Raw genomic sequence first — 25,313 nt, forward strand, 5'->3', positions numbered from 1 at the left:
CGGCACACCAACAGACCACCTCCCAGAGCAAAGGCATCATGACCATTTCCTCCGCCCCGACCTACGACCTGACCTCGGTCGACCTCGACGACGTATCGCACGCCGCGACGGTCCACGGATGGCTCACCCATCCCAAGGCCAAGTACTGGGACATGCTCGACAGCTCGGTTGCAGACGTGGAGAAGATGATTCGCGAGTCGGCCGAGGCCACCGCCGGCACGCCCTACGGAATGCGCCTGGGCTACCACGACGGGCGCCCGCAGTTCCTGTTCGAGCTCTACGACCCGGCCACCAGCGAACTCGCCGACCCCGCGAGCGGTTACGTACCCGCCGACGGTGACATCGGCATGCACCTGCTGGTCGCCCACGCCGAACAGTCCCTGCCGGGCTTCACCGGCGCGGTGATGCTGCACATCATGCGGACCGCGATCCTGGAGGTCGGCGCCGCGCGCGTCGTCGTCGAGCCCGACGTCCGCAACAAGGCCGTGCACCGCCTCAACGCGAGTGTCGGCTTCCGCGTCGACGGCGACTACCCCGTCGGGAACAAGACCGCGCACCTGAGCTATTGCACCCGAGCCGACTTCCTCGAGGTGACCGACAACGGCAAGTGCGTCGGACCCGTCGAGGTCACGGACCTGGGGGCGTAGATCGTTGACTCTCCAGGACATCGGGACCATTCCGGGATTCGCGACGCGCACGGCCGGGGGGTCGGGTGCGCGAAGCCTTCGCCAGACGTATCACACCAGGATCGCGAAGAAGATCCTCGCCGAGTTCTCCCACGAGCGGGCACTCGCCCCGGTGGCGAGTGGCGACGGGTACATCGTCTCCTCCGCCGACGGCCGCACCGACTACCACTTCCGCGCCGACCGACTCGCCCTGGACAGCTGGGCGATCGACGAGTCGACGCTGCGTCGTGTGCGCGACGGCGCCGAACTCCCGATCGACGCGGTGGCGATGATCGTCGACCTGGCACCGTTCCTGGGGATCGGTCCCCAGGCGCTGCCGGAGTACCTCGAGGAGTTCATCAACACCCTGGCGATCAGCGCCGACCGTCCGGACGAACGACGCATCCCAGCAACGGATCTCGCTCACGCCGACTTCCAGACCATCGAGGCGACGATGACGGAGGGGCACCCGTGCATCGTCGCCAACGCCGGCCGTCTTGGGTTCAGCGCGGACGACATCGAGCGCTACGCCCCCGAGGTGGGCAACCACTTCAGGCTCGTCTGGCTCGCCGTCCGTCGCGAGGACTGTGACGTCGCCACCGTCAGCGACGTCGACTACGACGCGCTGCTCCTCGACGAGCTCGGACCCGAGACGCTGTCCGACTTCGGGGACGCCCTGCGCGAAGTCGGTTGTGACCCGGCCGATTACCGATACCTCCCGGTGCATCCCTGGCAGTGGGTCGAGAAGGTACGCAAGCTCTACTCCGCCGACATCGCCGACCAGCGCATCGTCGAGGTCGGCACGAGCCCCGACCTCTATCAGGCACAGCAGTCGATCCGCACGGTGTTCAACGCGACCACCCCGACCCGCAACTACGTCAAGGTCGCACTGTCGATCGTGAACATGGGTTTCACACGCGGGATGTCGGCCGACTACATGCGGACGACGCCGCTGATCAACAACTGGGTCCGTGGACTCGTCGCCGACGACCAGTACCTCGCCGCGATCGGCTTCGAGATGATCTTCGAGGTCGCGGCGATCGGTTACCGCAGCCCGACGTTCACGCCGATCACGCAGCCGGGGTCGGAGTACCGCAAGATCCTGTCCGCGCTGTGGCGACAGAGCCCGGTGCCGCTGGCAGCCGCCGACGAGCAACTGTCGACCATGGCCGCGCTGCTTCACATCGACCACCTGGGGGAGCCACTGGTCGGCGCGTTCATCGACCGTTCGGGTGTCCCCGCGACCGAGTGGATCCGTCGCTACCTGCGCACCTATCTACATCCCATCGCCTACCTGCTCTACCGATACGAGCTGAAGTTCTCGCCGCACGGGGAGAACCTCATCCTCGTTCTCGCCGAGGGCATCCCGGTGCGAGCGATCCTCAAGGACATCGGCGAGGAGGTCTCGGTGTTCGGCGAGGCGGACGGACTCCCGGAGAGCTGCGCCCGCGTCCGGACCACCGAACCGGACGAGATCCGCAACCTGGGTGTGCTGTCGGACGTCTTCGACGACTTCCTGCGTCCACTCGCCGAGATCCTGCACACGCACGGCATCGTCGGCGACGACGAGTTCTGGTCGCTGGTGGCCGAGAGCCTGCGTGAGTTCGTCGCGGCCCACCCCGATCTGGAAGACAGGTTCGCTCGCTGGGATCTGTTCGCACCGGAGTTCGGGGCGGTGCACATGAACGGGCTGCAACTGCGCAACAACAAGCGCATGGTCGACATCGAGGACTCCTACGCATCGCTGATCGACGCGGGTCACCGGCTCGTCAATCCGATTGCGCCGCCGAGGGACCGGTGAGGGAGATGACCACCACCCGCACCCACGCACCCGACGACGCGGAGATCCTGCGTGATGGCCACGGCATCCCGCACGTCCTCGCCTCGACGCCGCGCGGCGCACTGTACGGACAGGGCCGGGCATGCGGCGAGGACCGGCGCTGGCAGATCGAGTTCATGCGGCTGCGCGCCGAGGGACGTACCGCCGAGGTCTTCGGGGCCGGCTGCGTCGAATGGGACACCTTCGCCCGCCGCGCCCAGCTCGACGTGGCGGCGAAACGCATCTTCGACGCATCGTCCACCCGGACCCGCGAGCTCGTCACCGCCTACGCCAACGGCGTGAACAGCACCCTCGGCGACCTCGAGAAGGCCTCTGCTGCACCGGAACTCGAGGCGTTGGCGCATCGCCCGCTGCCGTGGCGGCCGTGGACGCCGATCTCGGTGTTCATCATGCACCACGTGCTCTTCGGCCGGTTCACCACGAAACTCTTCCGCCTGCACGCCTGCCGCACGCTCGGTTTGGATGCGCTGCGGTTCTGGGACTTCGAGACGCGGGAGACCGACCCCACGGTGCCCGCGATGCCCGATGAGGCGTTCCTGGGGGAGATCCTCGCGATCACCCGCCCGGCGTCGCCCGAGCAACCCGCCCCGGCGGTGGATCTCGGCGATCCGACGTCGGGCAGCAACGCCTGGGGTGTGTCCGCCGAGCGGAGCTCGACCGGTGCGCCCATCGTCGCCGGCGACCCGCATCGATTCCTCGAACTGCCGGGCATCTATCAGCAGTTCCACCTCGCCTCGACAGGTCCGCACGAAGCGTTCGACATGGCCGGGTTCGCCTTTGCCGGCGTCCCGGGAGTCCCGCACTTCTGTCAGGGCGACGACATCGCCTGGGGCATCACGAATGCCATGGGTGACTATCAAGATCTGTACCTCGAGCGATTGACGCGCGACGAGGCCGGCACGCTCCTGGTCGAGGTACCGGGCGGCGGGCGGGTGCCGGCCGGGGTGAGCACCGAGACGATCCTCGTCCGGGATGCCGAACCCGTTGCCGTGCAGCTCCTCACCACCCCGAACGGTGCCGTCGTCTTCGGCGGCCCCGACGAGTCGTTCGCGATGAGCATCCGGTCCCCGCTGCTCACCGAAGAAGTCACCTTCGACGCGCCGATCGACCTCCTCTTCGCGCACACCGTCGCCGATGTCGAAGCAGCCCTGACGAAGTGGGTCGAGCCGGTCAACCGCGCGGTCATCGCCCACGCCGACGGCACCGTCGCCACCCACGTGGCCGGCCGGGTGCCGGTCCGCGCGCCCGAGAACTACTGGTTGCCGGTCCCGGGCTGGGACGAGCGCTACCAGTGGCGCGGATACGAGGCGGGTTCGCTCGGTGACCCCGGCTTCGACGCGACCCTCCGCTCCCTGAGGAATCCGGAGCTCGCGGAGGCCACCCCCCGCTCCCTGAGGAGCCCGGAGCTTGCGGAGGGCGTCTCGAAGGGTCCCGCCTTCACCGTCACCGCCAACCAGCGGATGTCCGATGTGCCTGCGTTGCAGCCGCTCACGAGTGAGTGCGTCGAACCGTTCCGGGCCGACCGGATCACCGCGCGACTCGACGATCTCGGTTCGGTGAGTCCGGCGGATTGCGCCGACATCCACACCGATGTCCGGCTCGAGCAGGCGACCGTCGTCCAGGAGTTGCTGTCACGTGTACGCGGCGCCGACGCCGAGGCCGAAGGCATCCGGGAGCGCCTGGTGGCGTGGGACCGGTCGATGATCGCCGACAGCACCGACGCGTATCTCTATGCCGAGTTCCGTACCCAGTTGGTTCTCGGGGTCGCGAGTACCGACGTGCTCGCGCCGCTGCGCGGGCCGCACGGATTCCCGGCGGTGTTCCAGCCGTGGTTCGTGCCCGAGCCCCGTCTCGCGACCGCGCTGACCTCCGTCGTCGCCAACACGGCGGGGATCGGCATCGACATCGAGGCCGTGGCGGTCGCCGCCCTCGATGCCGTGGTGGCCCGGATCGGGACCTTCGGTTCGACGCCCACGTGGGGCAGCGTCCATCGCCTGGCACCGATCCACGGATTCGACCTGGTCGGCGCGTCGCCGCAGCACCCGGATCTGTTCGCCACCCTTCGTCCGACTCCCCTGCCCCTGGCGGGGGACGCCGAGTGCGTCTTCGCCAACGCCGCGGCGGTCGGCACCCACCTGTGCATCACGGGTGCCGCCGCACGCTACGTGTGGGACCTCGCCGACCGCGGGGCGAGCCGTTGGATCGTCCCGCTGGGCGTGAGCGGTGATCCCCGTTCCGATCACTTCCAGGACCAGGCGCCGCGGTGGGCGGCGGGCGAGCTGATCGAGGTCGTCCGCGATTGGGATGTGTTGCGTGGCAAGACCGCAGCAGCGTCGACGACGTCCACCGCCACATCGACCGAGAGGGAGCCATGCCCGCGTTGACCGAAGCGCGACTGACGCTGTTGCGTCGTCGAATCGCGCAGACCGGCGAACCCGCCCGCACGGCCGCAGCTGACGAACCAAGGGCCTCCGTGCCGTTCGGCGAGTTCGGCACCGCCGAACGGCGGATGTGGCGGATCTACGAACTGGATCCGGAATCGGTGTCGCACAACATCGGACTCGTCCTGCAGTTCGGCGGTACGCGAACGCTCCGATCGGTCGTCGACTCCGCCGAACTACTCGTCGAGCGCTTCGGGGTCCTGAAATCGGTGGTCGAGGTCGACAACGCGGGCACGCCGCGTCGCCGCGCCGTTTCGCACGCGGGATCGTGGGACGCATCGGGCACGGTGTGGACCTGGGGCCTGCCGGACGCGGAGGCAACCGGACCCGTCGACGATGCCGACGCGATCGCGACCGCGCTGACCCGCACGCCATTCGATCTGACGTCGGATGTGCCACTCCGGCTTCGGGTCTCGGGCTCGGACGGCGACGTCACCATGATCCTCGTCGTGCACCATCTCGCCGTCGACGACACCTCATGGCCGCTGCTGCTGGGCACCCTGGTGTCAGGTTCGTGGCCCGGCGACGTCAACGCCGACTCCCGCCCGGTCTCACCAAATTCCGCGGCCGCCTCGGCAGCCGCCGAGGACGCGGTGCGCCACGCGCTCACGACCTGGGCCGCCGACGACGTCCGCTATCCGCTCAGCGGCGAGTTGCCCACCGAAAGTGCCGCCGACAGCTGGCTCTCGCCGATGGACGACCGGGACGGCATCAAGGTCGCCGCCCCGGTTGCGGCCGACTCGCTGGCCGCTTTCGGCCGGGTCGCGCAGACCGTCGGCGCCACCCCGAACGCGTTGCTGATCGGCGTGTGTTCGCTGGCGGCGTATGCCCTGACCGGCGCCGCCGACCACGTCCTGGTGGTGCCGGCCGACAACCGTCGTCGGACGCAGTCACCCCAGAACGTCGGATACTGCGGCAACATCATCCCGATGCGGTTCCGCATCGACCCCGACGCCACGGTCGAGCAGGCTCTGCGGGATGCGGGTGCGGCCATCTACCGATCGATGGAACACTCCGGCACCGATTTCGGGCCGATCCTGACCGCGTTGCGGCAGCAGGGCGGCCGTTTTCCCGTCATCGAGATCATGGCGTCGGTCCGGCCCGCGCCGCTGCGCGGGATCCCACAACCCGCCGACGCCCCGGTCACCTGCCGGTCGGTGTTCAACGGGATCGCCAACTACCCGCTCTCGATCGCCTTCGAGGCCGACGACGAGAGCACCCACGTCGAGGTCGACCACCAGCCGGGGATCGTCCCCGACGCGGTGGCCGACCGCGCCACCGCAGTACTCACCGCACTCGTCGACCTGATTCCGACGTCGTTGCACCAGAACGTCTCCGCACTCGTCGAAACCCTCGCCGAGAGCGCACCACAGAAGGGCAGCGCCGGATGACCGGCCTGCCACCGCGCCACCGCGCGCCAGAGTCAACAGGGGGGAACTCAGTGTCCGAAGACCGCCAGTCCGTATGGGGTGCCTCGCGATTCGCCCGTCCCGGCGATGGCTGGGCCGACGTCGGGCGCGGCTTGGCGGAGGTCGCGGCCGCGGTCGGCGACGACCACCACGGCGCCCCGCTGCCGAGCGGTGACCCCGTCGCGGTGCTCGGCGGGGTGACGGCACTACTCGGCCCGCACGGAGTCCCGGAGAACGGGATCGGGGAGTCCCAGGCGCTGACCCGGCTCGCCCGCCTGGTGGCCGAGTTCGGACTGGACCTCACCCATCCGATGGCGGCGGCGCATCTGCAACCCGCGCCGCTGTCGGTCGCGGTCGCCGCCGACGCCCTGGCCTCGGCCACCAATGCCTCACTCGACACCTACGATTCCGGCCCGGCCACACTGGCGCTCGAGACCTGGACCGTACAGTCGCTGGCTCGTATGGCCGGGTTCGGCGAACATGCCGGCGGTGTCTTCAGTCCCGGTGGATCGATCTCGAATCTGCTGGCGCTCATGATCGCTCGCGACCACACCGCTGCCCGGCGGGGCATCGACGTGCGGCACGACGGCGTCGGCGCGTTGCACCGCCCGGTCGTCTTCTGCTCGCGCGTGGCGCACTTCTCGGTTCACCGCGCCTGTGCGGCACTGGGACTGGGCGAGACCGCGGTCATCCCGGTCGAGGTCGACTCGCATCACCGGATGATCCCGGAGGCGCTGGAAGCGACCATCCGCGAGGCCGGCGCGGCGACACCGCTGGCGATCGTCGCCACCGCGGGTACCACCGACTTCGGTACCATCGACCCGCTCGGGGAGATCGCCGACATCGCCGAGCGGCACGAGATCTGGATGCACGTCGACGCCGCCTACGGTTTCGGCTCGCTGTTCTCCGACCGCCTCGCCGGTCTGCTCACCGGCGTCGAACGCGCCGACTCGGTCACCCTCGACCTGCACAAGGTCGGTTGGCAGCCGGCGGCCGCGAGCCTCATGCTGCTGTCCGACGCCGATCGCTTCGTGTCCCTGAACCGTTCGGTGGCCTACCTCAACCCCGACGACGACGTGGAGGCCGGGTACAGCGGCCTCCTGGGTCAGACGCTGCAGACGACGCGACGGCCCGACGTCCTCAAGGTCGCGGCGACCCTGCTCGCCTACGGACGCCGCACTCTGGGTGACATGCTCGACAAGTGCAACGACCTCGCGGTGTACGCCGAACAGCGAATCGCCACCGAACTGCAGCTCGAGCTCATCGCGCCGGTCACGCTGACCACCGTCGTGTTCCGGTATCGGTGCACCGATCTCGACGCGGTCAACGGCGAACTGCGGCGTCGGTTGATCGCCGACGGCAAGGCACTCATCGGCCGTACCCAGGTCCGGGTGCCCGGTGAGGAAGAGCCCCAGACCTGCCTGAAGCTGACCCTCCTCAACCCGGAAACCTCGGAGAGCGACATCGACGAGCTGTTCGACGAACTGTTGCGCGTCGCGCTCGAGGTGGAGTCGGAAGGCACCGCCGCACCCGGCGCGGAAGTCCACAGTGAAGAAATGGTGAGAGTGTCCGAATGACCCCAGAAGAGAAGACCACTGTCGAGAATGTAGACGTACTCGCGATCGGTTGCGGCCCATTCAATCTGGGCCTCGCCGCGCTCGCCTCGACGCTCGACGACGTGAACCTCCTGGTCGTCGACTCGCGAGACGAGTTCCGGTGGCATCCGGGCCTGATGTTCGACGACGCCACCCTCCAGGTGAGCTTCCTGTCGGACCTGGTGACGCTCGTCGACCCGACCCATCCGCTGTCGTTCCTGAACTACATGGCCGACATCGATCGCATGTACCGGTTCCTGGTACGCGAGAACTTTTTCCCGACCCGCATCGAGTACGAGGCCTACCTGCTCTGGTGCGTGTCCCGGCTCGACTCGCTCCGATGGGGCACCACCGTCGACGAGGTGGCCTGGGACGCCGAGGCCGACGCGTTCCGGGTGACCATGCACACCGGCACCACCTCCTCGACGGTCATCGCACGACACGTGGTGGTCGGCATCGGCACCGAACCGTTCGTCCCGCAGGCACTCTCGTCGGACTCGCCCGCGGTGGTCCACAGCTCCGACTACCTGTTCAACCAGGAGAAGGCGCTCGCCGCCGACACCGTCACCGTCATCGGCTCCGGCCAGTCGGGTGCCGAGATCGTCATCGATCTGCTGGAATCCAACCTACGCGGCGGCCCCGCGGTCCGATGGTGGACGCGCACACCATGGTTCGCGCCGCTGGACTTCACGAAGCTCTCGCTGGAGATGACCACGCCGGCCTACATGGACTACTTCCACAGCCTTCCCGAGGCCGCACGGGATCGGGTTCGCCCGCAGCACTGGCAGTTCCACAAGGGCATCTCCACCGACACCCTGGAGCGCCTGCACGACCTGCTGTACCGGCGCCAGTTGCAGGACAAGCTCAACCCGGTGCAGCTGCGGATCTCGGTCGAGGTCGAAGGCATCGACACCCTCGCCGACGGCAAGCTCCGGGTCCGCGGCCGTCACCTCGACACCGGCTCCGAGCTGGCCCACACCACCGACATGGTCATCGCCAGTACCGGCTACCAGGCCCGCAGGGCGGACTTCCTGGCCCCGATCGAGTCTGCGCTGCACCGGGATTCGCGCGGACGCCTGGTCATCGGCGCCAACCACGAGATCGAGACCGACGACGCCCTGACCAACCGGATCTTCGTCGCCAATGCCGAGGAGCACGCGCACGGCGTCTCGGCCCCGAACCTCGACATCGGCGCGGTCCGCAACGCACGCATCCTGAACACCGTGCTGGGCCGCGAGGCCTACCGCCTGCCCAGGCACACCGCGTTCACAAGTTTCGGCGCCTCGGACGACGACGACATCGTCGCGCCGTAACCCGCTAGCCGGCTCACGGCCCGATCCGCCACGTGCGGCTCGGGCCGTTGTCGTTGTTGCGAAGTGGCTTCGACACGGCTCCTCACTGCGCTCGTCGCCTGCTCAACCAGCGGTGGGCCCCCGCTCCCTGAGGAGCCCATGGCGACGGGCACCCCCTGCTCCCTGAGGAGCGCCCGGAGCTTGCGGAAGGCGCGGCCAACCCCCCGCTCCCTGAGGAGCGCCCGGAGCTTGCGGAGGGCGCGTCACGAAGGGTCTTCGCAACCCGACTCACCAGGACCCTTCGTGACGGCCTCCGCAAGCTCCGGCCTCCTCAGGGAGCAGTGATTGGGCTCGCTCCAACACAACGGGTTCTTTCGTAGTCCACGACGGCCGCCAGGCCGCGGATACTGAGGAGCGATAGCGACGAGCAACCCCCTGCTCCCTGAGGTGCGAGGAGCGATAGCGACGAGCCACGAAGGGTCCGGCGACCCCGAAAACCAACTCGCCCTCCACATTCCGCGGAGGGCGAGTTCGTTTCAGACCGAGCTCAGTTGGACGCCGCGGCGAACGACGGCTTCAGCAGGTCGAGGACGTACGGGATCGAGTTCGGCGTCGGCGCGTTGAGACCGGTGATCTGCGACTGGGTCATGAACGTGACGGCGTTGTCCTTGACCGCCTTCAGGTTCTTGTACCCGGGCAGCGACTTCAGGGTCTCCGCCTGCTCGGGGGTGGCCGTGGCCACGACGAGTACGTCGGCGTCGAGCATCGGGATGTTCTCGGTGCTCAGCCCGAAGCGCGGCTGGCCGGTCCGCTGGTACTCGGCGACCAGCTTGGGAGCCATCTTCATCCCGAGCGAGGTGAACAGCTTTCCGGCGCCGTCGTTCTCGTCGCCGAGCACCGACAGCTGGTCGTTGCCGTACATGAACGCGAAGGCGTAGGTCTTACCCTTCAGATCCGGGTACTCCTGCGCCACCGCCGCGATCTTCGCGTTGGTGTCGTCGATGATCGACTTCGCCTTCTCCGGGTCGTGCAGCACGGTGCCCATCACCGTGACCATGTCCTGCCAGGGATCGATCTCCTGGTCGCTGATGGCATTGACCGTCGGGGCCAGCTTCGAGATCTGCTGGAACTCCGGGCTGTCCGAGGCGAAGCCGGGTGCGAAGATCAGGTCCGGGTTCAGCTTGGCGATGGTCGTCGCGTCGTCGCCCTTGGTGGGATCGACGAACGTCGCGTCGGCCAGCTTCTCGCCGTACCACGGCTGCATCTCGCCGGTCGCCGACTTCGAGTAATCGTAGTACCCCACCGGCGTCTCACCGAAGGACAGAACGACGTCGGTCCATTGGTCACCCAGGGTCACGATCCGCTCCGGGGTGTCGGGGATCGTCACCGACCGGCCGTCCGGAAGGTTGAGTTGGACGGTGCCACCGGCGGATTCGTCATCCGAGCTCGAGCAACCGGCCAGCAGGCCCGCGAACAGGAGTGCACTCGCGGCGAGTGCGCCCAGGCGTGGTCGTGAAATCACGTGAAGATCCCCCAATGGGTTGTCGGTGTCGTCCGGCGGACCGGACCGTGTCACCCCGCGCGGTCAGAGCGAGCAGGGCAGCAGGACGAATCCCGCGATGGTGCAGACGCTTCGGTTGGAGAGCTTCCACTTGTTGCCGCTCCACACGAACGTCATCGAGCGATTCTGGCTACCGCGGCCGACCACGCTGATCTGCAGCGGAGCGGTCAGCGTGTTGCCGCTGACCTGGACGGGCCCGACCATCTGGTAGCTGAGCCCGACGTTGCCGTAGGTCGTGATCGCGCGGGCGACGAGGTCGATCTGACGGAGCGCGCGCTCACCGCCCTCGAGTTCGGCGGCGCGTGCGGCGCGGCTGCCGTTGGAGTTCATGACGATGCGGACCTTGGTGTTGAGCTGTCCGGGCGTCAGCGCGGTCGGGCCGGCGGCAACGCTCTGCTGCGGGGCGGCCGTGGTGCCCGGCGCGGGAGCAGGTGCGGGGGCCGCACCCGGAGCCGGCGCGGCTCCTTCACCGGGAGGACCGACCGGTCCACCGATCGCTCCGCCGCCTTCGGGCACGTTTTCCGTCGGGGCCGCTGCCGGTGCGCCGGCGGGTGCGGGCTGACCGGGGACGGGCTGCTGGCCGGCAATGCCCTGCTGGGGCAGCGCGGTCTGCGCGGCACCGAGGTTGACGACGGTCGGCTGTGCGGCGGTGGCGGAGTCGTTGCGCTCGCTCACCACGATGCCCACCACGCCGATCGTCACGACGATCGCGGAGATGATGGCAGCGATGCCTGCCGACGCCAGGACGGTCGGGACGCTGACCCCGCCCGACCGGCGAGACGAACCGGTGTCCGACTCGCGGTGGTCGACCCCCGAGTAGTAATCGGCCCCGGCCGGGTCCTGGTAGTTGACGTCGTTGCTCATGTTGTTCTTTCTCCGTGTATGTCTTCGCCCCCGCCGAGCCGACGGCCACCTGTATATTGCAGCCCTCGGACCCCGGATTACAAGGCAAGCCTAAGCTCGCACCCCCGTCAGGTTGACGGGAGGGCCTCCTGCAGCACTTCGTCGAGCGCGGCCACGAACCGTTCGGCGTACCCGGGTAGCGCCTGCGCGTCGGTGACGACGCCGAACGTGGTGGTGTGTCCGAGGATCAGGGTCGTCACCGACAGCGAGTAACCCGCGAGCGGCGACAACGGTGTCAGGGTGACGATCGAGCGCCCCAGCACCGACCGGACCCGCGAGAACCCGGGGTTGATGCCGATGTGGATGTCGGGGTGCATGTGGGACATCGACGCGTTCACGATCGCGCGCTGCAGACCCCACAGCGGGGCGCGCGGCAGATCGTCGGCGGCGGCCAGGTACAGCTCCGGCTTCCGCGTCGCTATGGTTTCGAGTTCGCTTCGCGCACGGCCGATCTGACGTGACAGATCGGGCTCGTTGCCGAGCAGGTTGAGGAGCGCCACGGACACCGCGTTGCCGGTGTGCCGGAACTCGTCGTCGAGGGTCACCGGCAGTGTCACGCGGACGACGTCGGCCTGTGGGGACGCGGGCGGGTTGAGGCTGATCGCCCGGCCGATGGCGGCGAGGAGGAACTCGTGAACGGTCGCGCCGTTGCCCTTGGCAGCCTTGCGCAGCGTCCGGGTCGACGCGGCGAACAGGGCGTACTCGCGCTCGCCCGACTTCGTCAGCGCGGGCCAGGCTCGTTTCTTGCCACCGCCCGCCGCGTGCTGGTCGCCATAGGCGGCCTTCGCCTCTTTGAGTTCCTCGGGGTCGATGCCGCTGATCCGGAAGCGGGGACTTGTGGCGAATCGCTCGAACTCCGCGAGATCGTCGGGTTCCCCGTCGGCGAGGAGAGCGGCGAAGGCCGCCCCCGCGATGCCGTCGGAGATGCTGTGGTGCACCCGGAGCAGGACCCACTGTCCGACGCCTTCGGCACCCGCCGACGGCGTGAACAGGGTGATGTCCCAGAACGGGCGCGGACGCGGCAGCGGCGACTCGAGCAGTTTCGTCACCCGTCGCTGGAGATGGGCGCGATCGGTGAACCCGAACTCGGTCACGTGCTCGCCGGCATCCCAGCTGTCGTCGGCGAGCACCATTTCGGGCTTGCGCCAGCGGCCGTTGCGGATACCCAGCCGGAAGATCTCGAACAGCCCGGCCCGCTCCCGGACCCGCGTCCGCACCTCGTCGAGGCCGAGCAACGCCCCGTTGCTCTCGAGCTGCAGGATCATCGACCAGTGCATGGGCGCGCTGTCTTTGTCCATGTGCAGGTAGGTGTGGTCGGGCGGCGCGAGTTCGGTGACACGCGCGTCGGCCGGCGCCTGGCTGGCTGGGCTGTTCATGGGATGACCGCCTGGGTAAGAGGGACGATGGCTCGAGCGCTTCAGGACACCGGCGAGCCGGTGCCGTGGAGTTCGGAGTCGACGAACATGGCCTTATAACGCTCGGTGTCGGGTTTCATCGCCGCCGCGACCAGTTCCCACAGCACCTCGTCGGTGCCGCCGCCGACGCGGGCCAGTTTCATGTCCCGCCACCAGCGACCGATGGGGGATCCGGTCTCGAGGTAACCGATACCGCCGAAGATGTGCAGGCACTCCGACGCGACCTCTTCCCCGAGGTTGGCGGCGGTGGCCTTCAGCGCCGCGGCGGTGCGCAGGTTGATCTTGCCCTCCGCGGCGACACCGGCCAGCGAATAGCGCAGGACGTCGACCCTGGCCTGCAGATCGGCGACGCGCAGCCGGAGCGCCTGATGGTCGTAGAGCTTCTTGCCGAACTGGGTACGCTCCACCATCCGGGCGAGTGTCACGCCGATCATCACGTCGCACGCGGCGGCGATCTGGGCGGCCACCGAGTACCGCTCGTGCGCCAGTCCCCAGCTGATGATCGCCAGGCCCGTCCCCGGCCGGGCGATCAGCGCCTCGTCGGGAATCCAGGCGTCGATGGTCACCGGCGCGGTGTCGAGGGGCCCGGCGCCGAGTTTCGCATACGGCTTCCCCACCGTCACCGACTCGATCGGGACGGCGGCCAACGCCACGTTGCCGCCCACGTCAGGACCGTCGTCGACGCCACGGCAGACCACGAACACGTGGTCCGCGATCGGCGAGAGAGACACGAACTTCTTGTGCCCGACGACGCGGAACCCGCCGTTCTCCGGCAGGATCCGGGTCTCGGAGTTCTGTAGATCCGACCCGCCCTGCTCCTCAGAGGCCCCGATACACAGCACGGTCTCGGCGGTCAGGGCGCGCTGGGCCAGGTCTCTGAGATAGTCGTTGCGGCCGAAGCGGCGGAGGATTGCGATGGCCGAATCGTGCAGGCTCACACCCACTCCGATGGCCGCGGAGCCCAGCGCGCCGAGATGTGCGCCGAGGGCGAAATGGTCGTGGAGGTCGGTGACCTTGCGGTCCTCCCACTTGCGGACGAAGACGCCCTCGGCACCGAGGTGTTCGAGCAGGGGCCGCGGGAATCGATGATCCCGCTCGGCCTGCGCCGTCCAGGCCGTCACCTGCTCGTCGAACGCGGCGTCGAGCAGTTCGGCGTACGTCTGCACTGGGGTCTCCACAGTCATGTCGGGTCCGGGTCCTCTCAGGCCGGGGTGCCGGCCTTCGACCGGATGAGGTCCTCGAGGTCGCCGACGGTCTTGGACTCGAAGAGCTCCCGTTCCGACAGCTTCACGCCGAGACGCTCTTCGATCGCCACCACGCCGATGGCGAACGCCACCGAGTCCAGCCCGAGGTCGTCGATCAGCTTCGAGTCGCGGCTGATGTCGCCGAGCGCGAGGTCGAGGTCCTCTTCGAGGATGCCGCGCAGGGCTTCGGTGATGTGGTCGGACATGTGGTGGCTCCTGGGGTGGTGATGTTCGGTCGAAAGTATCGGTCGGTCAGCGCGGGACCACGTACGGGGCGACGCTGGCCAGCTTCTCGCAGGTCTCGGTGAACTCGCGCTCCGGCGTGGACTGCGCGACGATCCCGGCACCGGCACGCAGCCATGCGCCTTGCCCGGACGAGAAGATGGTGCGCAGGGCCAGGGTCGCCTCGAGCTCGCCCGTCGACGAGGCGGTGAGGATCGCGCCGGAATACAGGCCGCGGCGTCGGGGCTCGAGACGGTCGATCGCCTCCACGGCCGGGGTCTTGGGGATGCCCGACGCGGTGATCGACGGGAACACCACCTCGATTGCACGCCAAGGCGTTTCGTGATCGGCGAGGGTCCCGCGCACGGTCGAGGCCAGATGCTGGACGCTCCCGCGCTCACGAACCTCCATGAACTCACTCACGGCCGTGGTGTCCGCAGCGGCGATCGAGGAGATCTCGTCGAAGCACGCGCGCACCGACATGGCGTGCTCGGCGATCTCCTTGGCATCCGAGAGCAGGTCGGCGCGGGCCGCCGCGTCCTGCTCCGCGGAGATCCCGAAAGCCCTTGTGCCGGCCAGTGGTTCGGTGACCACGGTCCGGTCGTCGTGCACCGCGACGACGAGTTCGGGACTGAACCCGGCCGCCTGCAGGTCACCGAGCGAGAGCAGGTAGCTCCGGGCGGGGTTGTTGTCGGCGCGGCCGCGGGCGTAGGTGGCAGGGATGTCGACGTCGAACGGGATGTCGACGGCACGCGAGAGGATCACCTTCTGGTACCGCCCGGCTTCGATCTCGGCGACAGCGGTGGCCACACGGCCGCGGTAGTCGTCCGGGTCGGACTGCACGTCCACCGGCCGCGACTCGCCGGGAACGGTTGCTCGCGAGGCGATCTCGAGGAGACGACCGGCACGCTCGGCGTCGAGCGACCCGGTGTCGACCCCGTCGGCATCGACAGTCGCCTCGAACTCGGGAACGATGAGGTGCGCCAGCACCGTGTCCTCGGGAACGCGCTCGAGGATGCCGTGATACGGGGCGCAGAAGTCGAAACCGACCCAGCCGTAGACGCGCCAGTCGGAAATCGACAGCGACGCGGTCGCGGCGGCGAGCGCGTCGGCGGGGTCGCCGCGCCAGGGCGTCGTCGTGCGGTCGCCCTGATCGTCGACGATGACCTCACTGCGTGTGATCACCACGCGGGCGCGGACACCCGCCGCGAAGGTCCAGCGCCGGTCGCGCTCGTAGACGACATGGTCGCCGAATTCGCCGGAGCCGGCCCAGGCCGCCGTGATCCGCGCGGCATCGGACTCGCTCAGCGGCGAGGCCGGCGCGAGCAGGTCGACGAACTGCGCGGCGTGCGATTCGGTTGTCAGCGACATGTCCTTCGTTCCTCCGGTCGTGATGCACTCGAGCACCGATGATCATAGGGAATCTTAGGGCAGCCTAATCAAACAATCCCCCGCGGGTCGACAGCCGGCCTCCCGCCCTGCATCGACCGGTAAGGTTACCCTATCCTGCCTGTGTTTGAATGAACTCATGCCGACGCATCTCGACCCCGCGACCGATCTGCTCGACGGTTTCGCTCCCCACACCGACGCACAGGCACAGAAGTACCGCGACGCCGGCGTCTTCCTCGACCGCCCGTTGTTCGCCGGCCTCGATCTGGCCGCCGAGCGAACTCCCGACTCCCCTGCGCTGACCGACGCCTCCACCGACGGGCCGCGCACGCTCACCTATGCCGAGTTCCGCGACGCCACCCTCCGTCGTGCCGCCGGTTTCGTCGCGGCCGGACTGCGGCCGACGCAACGGGTCGTGTTGCAGCTGAACAACTCCCTCGACTTCGCGGTCACCCTGTACGGCCTCCTACGCGCGGGTGTCGTTCCGGTGATGACGCTGCCCGCGCACCGGATCACCGAGATCGCCCATCTCGCAGCCGGTGCCGGCGCGGTCGCCTACATCGGTGAGGACGGCCGCCGGGGGTTCGACTATCGCGAGCTCGCGACCGAGCTGCAGTCACGGGTGCCCGACGTCGCGCAGGTCTTCATCTCCGGCGAACCTGGTCGATTCACACCGCTCCCCGACGCCGACCCCGCCTCGGTCGAGCTCCCGGCTGCCCCCGACGCCGGGCTACCCGCCCTGTTCCTCGTGTCGGGGGGCACCACCGGACTGCCGAAACTCATCGCGCGCACGCACGACGACTACGACCTCAACGCCCGGCTGTCCGCGGACGTCGCCGGCCTCACCGCCGACGACACCTACCTCGTCGCCCTGCCGGCCGCGCACAACTTTCCGCTGTGCTGCCCGGGAATCCTGGGCGTCTTCGGTGCGGGCGGCCACGTCGTCTTAGCCGACAACCCCAGTCCGGACAACACTTTCGACCTCATCGAGCGGCACCGCGTCACGGTGACCGCGCTCGTCCCCGCGCTCGCGCAACTCTGGTGCGCGGCGACCGAGTGGGAGCCGGCGGACATCAGCTCCCTGCGCCTGCTGCAGGTGGGCGGCGCCAAGCTGGCACAGTCCGACGCCGTCGCCCTCGACGCGGCCCTCGGCCCCGTCGTCCAGCAGGTCTTCGGCATGGCCGAGGGGCTGATCTGCTACACCCGGACCGACGACCCGCGTGACTTGGTGCACCAAGTGCAAGGGGCACCGATGTCGGAGCTCGACGAGGTGCGGGTCGTCGACGAGGGCGGAGCCGATGTCCCCGACGGGGAAGAAGGTGAACTGCTGGTGCGGGGGCCCTACACGATCCGCGGTTACTACCGCGCCACGGCGCACAACGAGAAGTCCTTCACGCCGGACGGCTTCTACCGGTCCGGGGACAAGGTCACCCGGCTGCCGTCGGGGCACCTGGCCGTGACCGGCCGCATCAAGGACACCATCGTGCGCGCCGGGGAGAACGTCGCCGCCGACGACGTCGAGGAGAACCTCCTCGCCCACGATTCGGTCCGGCAGGTCGCGGTGGTCGGGCTGCCCGACGACGCGCTCGGTGAGAAGATCTGTGCGGCAGTCGTGCTCTCGCACGAACACCCCCCGGCCCGACCACTCGAGCTGGCCGCGATCCGCACCTTCCTCGCCGACCGCGGACTCGCCTCCTTCAAACTGCCCGACGTGGTCCGCGTCGTGCGCACGCTCCCGGTCACCGCAGTAGGCAAGATCGACAAAAAGGTGCTCCGCGAGACACTGCTGTCGGAGCCGTCGGCAGGCTGAGCCGAGTCGGAGCCCGCTCCTCACACCGGCGCGAGGAGCGCGACCACCGCACCATAATCCCAAGGAAGCGCATAACCCCTGCTCCCTGAGGTGCGAGGAGCGATAGCGACGAGCCTCGAAGGGTCCGGCGAGGAATGTTCCGGAGCCGCCGAGGCTTACCTTCGGATCACACCGGCGCGAGGGTCACGATCCCGGGATGGCCGTCGAGATAGTGCTTGGTGAAGGTGCACACGGGCCGCAGGCGGGCGCCCTGCTCGCGGGTGAAGTGCACGACGGTGCGGGTGAGTCGGGTGGCGAGACCATGTCCGGTGTACTCGTCGTAGAGCACGGTGTGTAGGACGGTGATGGTGGTCTGACCGTCGACCGTCTCGGTCGAATAGCCGAGCACGCCGACCAGGTCGCCGGCGACCCACAGCTCGAACCGGTCGCGGTCGGGATTGTGCACCACCTGCGAGATCTGCTGCAGGATCGACTTCGCCGACTGTGGTGGTCGCTGACGATGCTTGCGTAGCACCCGACCCTCCTCACCTCTTGATCGTGGACATCGGACCACTGACATGTGCCGTCCGAACCTCGGCATAGGCCCCGCTTGTGATCCGGGTCACACGGTACCTTACGGAACCGTAACTGATGACCCCGATCGTCCGGTCGTCGCACATCGAGACGGTCGCGCGCACCCCTACGACCCGAACGAACTCCGCGCTGTAGGGTGGCGGACGCACGACAACTACACCGCGGGGGCTCTCACGATGACCGAGGGCTGAGATGGCGACGGGCGGTCGCCGACCGCTCGAACCTGTCCGGGTAATGCCGGCGTAGGGAGACAAGCCATGGGCACACGTGTATCCGCGACTCGCGACGGCAGCGCACCCGCCGACTCAGGGTTCCTGACCCTCGGTCCGATCGAGGGCAGCACCAAGCACCACCTCACGGTCGGCGACCTGCGCGTCCCGCAGCGTCGTATCCACCTCACCAACGGCGAACACCTCGACGTCTACGACACCTCGGGTCCGTACACCGATCCGACGGCGCGCATCGACGTCGAGAAGGGCCTCGCCCCCACCCGCGACAACTGGCGCCGCCCGGAACCGGTCGACGGCGCGAGCACCCAGCTAGCTTGGGCGCGGGCCGGGATCATCACCGAAGAGATGCGGTTCATCGCCGCCCGAGAGGGCATCGACCCCGAACTGGTCCGGTCGGAGGTGGCGATCGGGCGAGCGGTCATCCCGGCGAACCACCGGCATCCGGAGTCCGAACCGATGATCATAGGCAAGAACTTCGCGGTGAAAGTCAATGCGAACATCGGAAATTCGGCGGTGCGCAGCTCGATCTCCGACGAGGTCGAGAAGATGGTGTGGGCCACCCGCTGGGGCGCCGACACGATCATGGATCTCTCGACCGGCGCCGACATCCACACCACCCGCGAGTGGATCATGCGTAACTCGCCGGTCCCCGTGGGGACGGTTCCGATCTACCAGGCGCTGGAGAAGGTCAACGGCGATCCCGCCTCGCTGACCTGGGAACTGTATCGCGACACCGTGATCGAGCAGGCCGAGCAGGGTGTCGACTACATGACCGTGCATGCCGGTGTCCTGCTGCGCTACGTTCCGCTGACCGCGAAGCGGGTGACGGGCATCGTGTCGCGCGGCGGTTCGATCATGGCGGCCTGGTGTCTCGCGCACCACCGGGAGTCGTTCCTGTACACGCACTTCGACGAGTTGTGCGAGATCTTCCGCCGCTACGACATCACGTTCTCCCTCGGCGACGGCTTGCGCCCCGGATCGATCGCCGACGCGAACGACGAGGCCCAGTTCGCCGAACTCCGCACTCTCGGCGAGCTGACCGCGATCGCCAAATCGCATGGTGTGCAGGTCATGATCGAAGGCCCCGGGCACGTCCCGATGCACAAGATCGCCGAGAACGTGCGCCTGGAGGAGGAGTTGTGCGAGGAGGCCCCCTTCTACACCCTGGGTCCGCTCGCCACCGACATCGCGCCGGCCTACGACCACATCACCTCGGCCATCGGCGCGGCGATGATCGCTCAGGCCGGCACCGCGATGCTGTGCTACGTGACTCCGAAAGAGCATTTAGGACTTCCGGACCGCGACGACGTCAAGGTCGGCGTGATCACGTACAAGATCGCGGCGCACTCGGCCGACCTGGCCAAAGGCCACCCGCGGGCACAGGAACGCGACGACGCACTGAGCAAGGCGCGCTTCGAGTTCCGCTGGACCGACCAGTTCAATCTCGCCCTCGACCCCGACACCGCGCGCGCATACCACGACGAGACGCTGCCCGCCGAGCCCGCGAAGACCGCCCACTTCTGCTCGATGTGCGGACCCAAGTTCTGCTCGATGCGGATCTCGGCGGACGTCCGCGCCTACGCCGAGGAGCACGGTCTCGTCACCGCGGACGACATCGACCGGACTATCGCCGAGGGCATGGCCGCGAAGTCGGCCGAGTTCGCCGAGGCTGGTAACCGCGTGTACCTCCCGCTCCAGACGACCGGCGGCGCCTGATGCGCACAGACGACGCACGACGACGCACAGTCGACGCGAATCAGCGCACGGTCGACGAACAGGCCTACACGGGACTCCCGCTGTCACCGCCCGGAACGGCCCCGGTACGGGTCCTGACCATCGCGGGTTCGGACTCCGGCGGGGGCGCGGGAATACAGGCAGACATGCGCACCTTCGCCCTGCTCGGGGTGCACGGGTGTGTCGCGGTGACCGCGGTGACGGTCCAGAACTCGGTGGGCGTGAGCGGGTTCGAGGAGATCTCACCGCAGACCGTGGCGGCGCAGATCGACTCCGTGTCCGGTGACATCGGTGTGGCCGCGGCGAAGACCGGGATGCTCGCGTCGGCGCCCATCATCGAGGCCATCGTCGAGCAGTGCCGCACGAGCGGAATCGGCCGGGACACATCCGTTCCGCTGGTGGTCGATCCAGTGTGCGCGTCGATGCACGGCAACCAGCTGCTCGCCGACTCGGCACTCGACACCCTGCGGCACAGCCTGTTTCCCCTCGCGACGGTGGTGACACCGAACCTGGACGAGGTCCGGCTCATCACCGGCATCGCGGTCACCGATGCCGCGTCGCAGCGCGACGCGGCCAGGGCACTGCTCGATCTCGGGCCGCGCTGGGCGCTGGTGAAAGGCGGGCACCTGCGAACCTCGGACCACTCCCCCGATCTGCTCTACGACGGCGACCAGTTCATCGAGCTCAGCCACGAACGCATCGACACCCCGCACGACCACGGCGCCGGCGACACCCTCGCCGCCGCGATCGCATGCGCGCTGGCCCACGGGCACGACGTTCCCGCGGCGGTCGGCTTCGGCAAGGACTGGGTGACCCGCTGCCTGGCGGCCGCGTATCCACTGGGCGCCGGCCACGGTCCGGTCAATCCGCTGTGGCGTGTGGGCGTCGGGTCGGCGGACTGACGCGAACACGAGAAACAGACAACGCTCCCCGACGGCGACCGGCGCCATCGGGGAGCGTTGTCTGTGTCGAGGGACCGTCAGGCGGTTCCGCTGAGGGCCTTGCTCTTCAAGTGCTCGAACTCCTGGGGTGTGATCGCGCCCGAGTCGAGCAGGTTCTTCGCGTCGGCGATCTGCTGGGTCGGTGAGGTGCCTGCGACGGACCGGATGTACTCGTCGGACGCCTGCTTGGCCTCGCTGTACGCCTCACGCTGACGCTCGGCCATCCCCTTGCCCTTCGCGAGCAGGTACACGATGGCGGTGATGTACGGGAAGATGATCAGGAAGACCACCCACGCCGCCTTCGCCCACCCCGAAGCCGCCTTGTCGCGGAACAGGTCGCTGATGATGTGCCACAGGACGATCAGGTATGCGACGAACGCGAAGATGACGATCGTGTACCAGATGAAGTCCCAGAATGAATCCCACATCGGAGTGTCTCCCTTGTCTAGAAGAATCGGCGCTCGCACGCCGAGCACATGAACCGATATGAAGCATTACACAGCACCGACCTCGACACCGTGACGAACTGGAAAGAATTTAGTGAAATCGTGTGAAGAGACCAATGCGGGCGCAATTCCTCCGATTTCGCCCCGCACGATCACAACTTCGCGAAGGGCGACATGGAATCTCACCCGGTAGGTATCGAGAAGGTCGAGCTCGGTCTCGACACGTTCGGGGACATCACCGCCGAACCCGACGGCACATTGCGCTCGGGGTCGCAGACCCTGCGCGATCTGCTCGAGCAGGCCATCCTCGCCGACACGGTCGGCGTCGACTTCCTCGGTGTCGGTGAGCATCACCGCGACGACTACGCGGTGTCGGCACCCGAGGTCGTACTCGGCGCGATCGCGGCGCGCACCACCCGGACGCGTCTCGGTTCGGCCGTCACCGTCCTGAGTTCCGATGATCCGATCCGCGTGTTCCAGCGGTTCTCGACAGTCGATGCGTTGTCGTCGGGTCGCGCCGAGGTGATCCTCGGGCGCGGGTCGTTCACCGAGTCGTTTCCGCTGTTCGGTTTCGACCTCTCCGATTACGAGGAACTGTTCAGCGACAAGCTGGCCCTGTTCGCCGAACTGCGCACCGGCCGACCGGTCTCCTGGTCGGGTTCCACGCGCAGTCCGCTGCAGTCCCAGACGGTCTACCCCGAACTCGAGAACCCTCCCCTGCCGACGTGGATCGCGGTCGGCGGCAGCCCGGAGTCGGTGGTACGTGCCGCGTCGTACGGCCTGCCGCTCATGCTGGCGATCATCGGCGGCGACCCGCTGCGCTTCAAGCCGTACGTCGATCTCTATCACCGCGCCCTGCGCGAGATGGACAAGCCGCTATTGCCCGTCGGCGTGCACTCACCGGGACATGTCGCCGACACCGACGCGCAGGCACGCGACGACCTGTGGCCGCACTACCGCGAGTACGTCGGACGCATCGGTCGCGAACGCGGCTGGCCGCCGCCGACCCGCATCGAGTTCGAGCGGTCGACCGGACCCGGCGGCTCGCTCTACGTCGGGTCGCCCGACACCGTCGCCCGCAAGATCGCGTCGACCGTCCAAGCACTGGGACTGAGCCGATTCGACCTGAAGTACTCGCACGGGACACTCGGCCACCCCGAGCTCATGCGCAGCATCGAACTCTATGGAACGCAGGTCATCCCGCGGGTGCGCGAACTGCTCAGCGTCGGGTCAGGGTGAGCTGGAAGTCGCCCGCGGGATCGGTCCACGCCGACACGACGGACAGTCCGGCCGACTCGAGTTCTTCCGCGAGCGCCCCGGGCTGGAACTTGGTGCTGATCTCGGTGTGGATCTCGGTTCCCGCGGGCACCCGCCACGATCGGCCCAGCACACCGAAGTACGCGTCGACGTCCCGCCGGGCGCGAAGCCACATCTCGACGCGGTGCTCGCCCGGATTCCAGCGGGCGATGTGTTCGAAGTCGTCGGCGTAGAGCCCGCGAGCGTCGAGGCCGGCACGGAGCACCTCGATCATGTTCCGGTTGAAATCGGCGGTCACACCGGCACTGTCGTCGTAGGCAGCGACGAGCCGCCCGGTGTCCTTGACGAGGTCGGTACCGAGGAGAAAGTAGTCACCCGGGGACAACGAGCCGACCATCGAACGATAGAACTCCGCGCGCGCAGCAGGATCGAAGTTGCCGATCGTGCCACCGAGGAACACCGCGAGGCGCGGGCCGTCGGCGGGCGGGAGATCCAGGTCGGGCTCGGTGAAGTCGGCGACCACGGGGACGACGTCGATCCCGGGATAGTCGACGGCGAGCACTTCGGCTGTCGTCGTGAGCATCTCGGTGCTGACGTCGACGGGGACGTAGGTCGGACGCTCACCGTCGGCGGCCGCGTCCACGAAGGCGTCGAGCAGCAGACGCGTCTTGGTCGATGTGCCCGAGCCCAGTTCGACGATGACGTCGGCACGGGTCGTCGAGGCGATCTCGGCCGACCGCGCGCGCAGGATCGCGGTCTCGCGGCGGGTGGGATAGTACTCGGGCAGACGGGTGATCTCGTCGAAGAGCTTGCTGCCGCGCTCGTCGTACAACCACTTCGTCGGGAGGACCGGCGGTTGCTGCCACAATCCCGAGAGTGCGTCTGCGGCAAGGCCCCCGATGGCCGTGTCCCCGGTGGTCGCCGTCACCGGGGTGTCGCTGTCGAGGCTCATCGGGCCAGCCGGAGTCCCGAGAAGACCCAGCGCGACGGCGCCGGGAAGAAGTTCCGGTACGTCAGTCGTTCGTGACCCACAGGCGTCACCGCGCTCGCCCCACGCAGCACATGCTGGTCGGACATGAACTTGCCGTTGTATTCACCCACCGCGCCGTTGGCGGGCACGAAGCCGGGATAGGGCAGGTACGCACTGGCCGTCCACTCCCACACATCCCCGATCATCGCCGCACCGACGCGGCCGGGATGACATCGGTCCGGGTCGAGCAGGGCCCCGCGCTCGGTACCCAGTGAGCCGGCGGCGATCTCCCACTCGAATTCGGTGGGCAACCGGGCCCCCGCCCAGCGGGCGTAGGCGTCGGCCTCGTAGAACGAGACGTGCAGGACGGGCTCGTCGGGCACGATGCGCCGCCGACCGGACAGGGTGTACGTCGTCCAGTCCGACGGGTCGGTGGAGCGCGCACCGGTCTCGTCGCGCCAGTATCCCGGTGCGTCCCATCCGGTCTGGCGGATGGTCGCCCACCCGTCGGACAACCAGAATTCGGCGCGCCGGTAACCGTCGTCGGCCATGAACTCCAGCCAGTCGGCGTTGGTGACCGCGCGGTCGGCGATCTCGAAGTCCTCGAGATACACCCGGTGTCGGGGGCCCTCGTTGTCGTAGGAGAATCCGCTGCCCAACGCGCCGATCTCGTTGACGCCGCCCTCGAACTGCCGCCAGCCCAACGCTTTCGCGATGCCCGGTTCGTCGGGTTCGCGATCGACGTACACCGGCCCGAACGTATTGGTGGAGAAGAGATGCTTGATGTCCATGAGCAGCAGCTCCTGGTGCTGCTGTTCGTGATTGAAGCCGAGTTCGACGAGTTCGAGTGCGGCCTCGTCGAGGTCGCCGCGCTCGAGGAGATCCACCATCGCGGCGTCGACATGCTCGCGATAGCGGGTCACATCGCGGACACCCGGCCGCGTGACGAGACCGCGATCAGGTCGTGGATGCCGTTCTCCCACAGCCTCGTAGTAGCTGTTGAACAGGTACCGGAACGTGTCGTCGTAGACCTTGTACGCGGGGTCACGCCGCAGGATGAACTCCTCGAAGAACCAGGTGACGTGCGCCCGGTGCCATTTCGCCGGGCTCGCCTCGGTCATCGACTGCGGTGTCTGGTCCTCGGGCGAAAGCCGTTCGGACAGCGTGTCGGTCAGGGCGCGGACGTCGAGGTAGCGACGCGCGACATCGGTGACGACCCCGTTCGCCGGCGGGCTCTCGGCGGACCGGGTGTCTGTGGACTGGGGACGAACCGACGGTTCGGTGATGCTCACTGGATAACCTCCCGTGGCAAAGCCTGGAGCGGCCGGCGACGACTTCGCCGATCTCCGCATCCATCGTCATGACGCTTGCCGTTC

The 25,313-nt window shown here is 68.2% G+C and carries 20 protein-coding genes and 1 riboswitch; of the genes, 10 read left to right on the top strand and 10 right to left on the bottom strand.

Features of this window, described 5'->3' with window-relative positions; genetic code table 11:
• The first annotated feature begins 38 nt into the window (after positions 1 to 38).
• Genes B1818_RS01255 through B1818_RS01280 form a run of 6 tightly spaced genes read left to right on the top strand, consistent with a single transcriptional unit; the run spans position 39 to position 9,263 of the window.
• Positions 39 to 647 (top strand): GNAT family N-acetyltransferase, encoded by a 609-nt coding sequence (locus B1818_RS01255; protein ID WP_058251362.1) that lies wholly within the window; start codon positions 39 to 41, stop codon positions 645 to 647.
• 4 nt (positions 648 to 651) lie between these two features.
• Positions 652 to 2,466, top strand: a complete 1,815-nt coding sequence (locus B1818_RS01260; protein ID WP_068971005.1) for an IucA/IucC family siderophore biosynthesis protein — start codon at positions 652 to 654, stop codon at positions 2,464 to 2,466.
• A 5-nt stretch (positions 2,467 to 2,471) separates the two neighbouring features.
• A complete protein-coding gene (locus B1818_RS01265; protein WP_078111734.1) occupies positions 2,472 to 4,889 on the top strand; it encodes a penicillin acylase family protein in 2,418 nt (805 codons plus the stop codon).
• On the top strand, positions 4,877 to 6,337 hold the full coding sequence (locus B1818_RS01270) for a condensation domain-containing protein (RefSeq protein ID WP_058251365.1): 1,461 nt from the start codon (positions 4,877 to 4,879) through the stop codon (positions 6,335 to 6,337). Before B1818_RS01265 ends, B1818_RS01270 begins: the two co-directional genes overlap by 13 nt.
• 50 nt (positions 6,338 to 6,387) lie before the next feature.
• The gene (locus tag B1818_RS01275; protein ID WP_058251366.1) at positions 6,388 to 7,932 is read left to right on the top strand and encodes a pyridoxal-dependent decarboxylase; all 1,545 of its coding nucleotides are present in this window, start codon (positions 6,388 to 6,390) and stop codon (positions 7,930 to 7,932) included.
• A complete protein-coding gene (locus tag B1818_RS01280; protein WP_058251367.1) occupies positions 7,929 to 9,263 on the top strand; it encodes a lysine N(6)-hydroxylase/L-ornithine N(5)-oxygenase family protein in 1,335 nt (444 codons plus the stop codon). Before B1818_RS01275 ends, B1818_RS01280 begins: the two co-directional genes overlap by 4 nt.
• Before the next feature lie 526 nt (positions 9,264 to 9,789).
• Here B1818_RS01280 and B1818_RS01285 read toward each other — a convergent pair.
• The 6 genes from B1818_RS01285 to B1818_RS01310 form a co-directional block, all read right to left on the bottom strand.
• A complete protein-coding gene (locus tag B1818_RS01285; protein ID WP_058251432.1) occupies positions 9,790 to 10,764 on the bottom strand; it encodes an ABC transporter substrate-binding protein in 975 nt (324 codons plus the stop codon).
• Positions 10,765 to 10,827: 63 nt separating this feature from the next.
• Entirely contained in the window at positions 10,828 to 11,667 is an 840-nt protein-coding gene (locus B1818_RS01290) for a hypothetical protein (RefSeq protein WP_058251368.1), read from the bottom strand.
• Between the two features lie 107 nt (positions 11,668 to 11,774).
• Positions 11,775 to 13,082: a wax ester/triacylglycerol synthase domain-containing protein gene (locus B1818_RS01295; protein ID WP_058251369.1), complete on the bottom strand. Its 1,308-nt coding sequence runs from the start codon at positions 13,080 to 13,082 to the stop codon at positions 11,775 to 11,777.
• Between the two features lie 41 nt (positions 13,083 to 13,123).
• Positions 13,124 to 14,305 carry an acyl-CoA dehydrogenase family protein gene (locus B1818_RS01300; protein ID WP_058251370.1) on the bottom strand — a complete coding sequence of 394 codons (1,182 nt, stop codon included), beginning with the start codon at positions 14,303 to 14,305 and terminating at the stop codon, positions 13,124 to 13,126.
• Positions 14,306 to 14,322: 17 nt separating this feature from the next.
• On the bottom strand, positions 14,323 to 14,571 hold the full coding sequence (locus B1818_RS01305; RefSeq protein ID WP_058251371.1) for an acyl carrier protein: 249 nt from the start codon (positions 14,569 to 14,571) through the stop codon (positions 14,323 to 14,325).
• Between the two features lie 46 nt (positions 14,572 to 14,617).
• Positions 14,618 to 15,958: a salicylate synthase gene (locus B1818_RS01310; protein ID WP_058251433.1), complete on the bottom strand. Its 1,341-nt coding sequence runs from the start codon at positions 15,956 to 15,958 to the stop codon at positions 14,618 to 14,620.
• A 157-nt stretch (positions 15,959 to 16,115) separates the two neighbouring features.
• Here B1818_RS01310 and B1818_RS01315 point away from each other — a divergent pair, with 157 nt between their 5' ends.
• Positions 16,116 to 17,786: a (2,3-dihydroxybenzoyl)adenylate synthase gene (locus B1818_RS01315; RefSeq protein ID WP_078111966.1), complete on the top strand. Its 1,671-nt coding sequence runs from the start codon at positions 16,116 to 16,118 to the stop codon at positions 17,784 to 17,786.
• A 166-nt stretch (positions 17,787 to 17,952) separates the two neighbouring features.
• Here B1818_RS01315 and B1818_RS01320 read toward each other — a convergent pair whose 3' ends face one another.
• Positions 17,953 to 18,300 carry a GNAT family N-acetyltransferase gene (locus B1818_RS01320; protein WP_058251372.1) on the bottom strand — a complete coding sequence of 116 codons (348 nt, stop codon included), beginning with the start codon at positions 18,298 to 18,300 and terminating at the stop codon, positions 17,953 to 17,955.
• A gap of 210 nt (positions 18,301 to 18,510) precedes the next feature.
• Positions 18,511 to 18,625, top strand: a riboswitch (TPP riboswitch).
• Between B1818_RS01320 and thiC the strand changes: the two genes are divergently transcribed.
• Entirely contained in the window at positions 18,617 to 20,305 is a 1,689-nt protein-coding gene (gene thiC, locus B1818_RS01325; RefSeq protein WP_078111735.1) for a phosphomethylpyrimidine synthase ThiC, read from the top strand. Its footprint overlaps the riboswitch before it by 9 nt.
• Positions 20,305 to 21,225: a bifunctional hydroxymethylpyrimidine kinase/phosphomethylpyrimidine kinase gene (thiD, locus tag B1818_RS01330; protein WP_078111736.1), complete on the top strand. Its 921-nt coding sequence runs from the start codon at positions 20,305 to 20,307 to the stop codon at positions 21,223 to 21,225. Before thiC ends, thiD begins: the two co-directional genes overlap by 1 nt.
• 77 nt (positions 21,226 to 21,302) lie before the next feature.
• Here thiD and B1818_RS01335 read toward each other — a convergent pair whose 3' ends face one another.
• A complete protein-coding gene (locus B1818_RS01335; protein ID WP_058251374.1) occupies positions 21,303 to 21,692 on the bottom strand; it encodes an SHOCT domain-containing protein in 390 nt (129 codons plus the stop codon).
• A gap of 192 nt (positions 21,693 to 21,884) precedes the next feature.
• On the opposite strand from B1818_RS01335, the gene B1818_RS01340 reads away from it, so the two are divergent.
• Positions 21,885 to 22,949, top strand: a complete 1,065-nt coding sequence (locus B1818_RS01340) for an LLM class flavin-dependent oxidoreductase (protein ID WP_078111737.1) — start codon at positions 21,885 to 21,887, stop codon at positions 22,947 to 22,949.
• On the opposite strand, the gene egtD is transcribed toward B1818_RS01340, so the two are convergent.
• The gene (gene egtD, locus B1818_RS01345; RefSeq protein ID WP_058251376.1) at positions 22,930 to 23,919 is read right to left on the bottom strand and encodes an L-histidine N(alpha)-methyltransferase; all 990 of its coding nucleotides are present in this window, start codon (positions 23,917 to 23,919) and stop codon (positions 22,930 to 22,932) included. The genes B1818_RS01340 and egtD overlap by 20 nt on opposite strands.
• Complete coding sequence (gene egtB, locus B1818_RS01350; RefSeq protein ID WP_078111738.1) at positions 23,916 to 25,229, bottom strand: ergothioneine biosynthesis protein EgtB; 1,314 nt, start codon at positions 25,227 to 25,229, stop codon at positions 23,916 to 23,918. Before egtB ends, egtD begins: the two co-directional genes overlap by 4 nt.
• Positions 25,230 to 25,313 lie beyond the last annotated feature (84 nt).

It is taken from the genome of Gordonia sp. IITR100 (assembly GCF_002009645.1).
Classification (GTDB): Bacteria; Actinomycetota; Actinomycetes; order Mycobacteriales; family Mycobacteriaceae; genus Gordonia; species Gordonia hongkongensis.

What these genes read in the sequence shown, in the direction of transcription:
- B1818_RS01255 (WP_058251362.1), top strand. Translation starts at nt 39, where the DNA reads ATGACCATTTCCTCCGCCCCGACCTACGACCTGACCTCGGTCGACCTC.
- B1818_RS01265 (WP_078111734.1), top strand. Translation starts at nt 2,472, where the DNA reads ATGACCACCACCCGCACCCACGCACCCGACGACGCGGAGATCCTGCGT.
- B1818_RS01270 (WP_058251365.1), top strand. Translation starts at nt 4,877, where the DNA reads ATGCCCGCGTTGACCGAAGCGCGACTGACGCTGTTGCGTCGTCGAATC.
- B1818_RS01280 (WP_058251367.1), top strand. Translation starts at nt 7,929, where the DNA reads ATGACCCCAGAAGAGAAGACCACTGTCGAGAATGTAGACGTACTCGCG.
- B1818_RS01290 (WP_058251368.1), bottom strand. Translation starts at nt 11,667, where the DNA reads ATGAGCAACGACGTCAACTACCAGGACCCGGCCGGGGCCGATTACTAC.
- B1818_RS01295 (WP_058251369.1), bottom strand. Translation starts at nt 13,082, where the DNA reads ATGAACAGCCCAGCCAGCCAGGCGCCGGCCGACGCGCGTGTCACCGAA.
- B1818_RS01300 (WP_058251370.1), bottom strand. Translation starts at nt 14,305, where the DNA reads ATGACTGTGGAGACCCCAGTGCAGACGTACGCCGAACTGCTCGACGCC.
- B1818_RS01305 (WP_058251371.1), bottom strand. Translation starts at nt 14,571, where the DNA reads ATGTCCGACCACATCACCGAAGCCCTGCGCGGCATCCTCGAAGAGGAC.
- B1818_RS01310 (WP_058251433.1), bottom strand. Translation starts at nt 15,958, where the DNA reads ATGTCGCTGACAACCGAATCGCACGCCGCGCAGTTCGTCGACCTGCTC.
- B1818_RS01315 (WP_078111966.1), top strand. Translation starts at nt 16,116, where the DNA reads ATGCCGACGCATCTCGACCCCGCGACCGATCTGCTCGACGGTTTCGCT.
- thiC (WP_078111735.1), top strand. Translation starts at nt 18,617, where the DNA reads ATGGGCACACGTGTATCCGCGACTCGCGACGGCAGCGCACCCGCCGAC.
- thiD (WP_078111736.1), top strand. Translation starts at nt 20,305, where the DNA reads ATGCGCACAGACGACGCACGACGACGCACAGTCGACGCGAATCAGCGC.
- B1818_RS01335 (WP_058251374.1), bottom strand. Translation starts at nt 21,692, where the DNA reads ATGTGGGATTCATTCTGGGACTTCATCTGGTACACGATCGTCATCTTC.
- B1818_RS01340 (WP_078111737.1), top strand. Translation starts at nt 21,885, where the DNA reads ATGGAATCTCACCCGGTAGGTATCGAGAAGGTCGAGCTCGGTCTCGAC.
- egtD (WP_058251376.1), bottom strand. Translation starts at nt 23,919, where the DNA reads ATGAGCCTCGACAGCGACACCCCGGTGACGGCGACCACCGGGGACACG.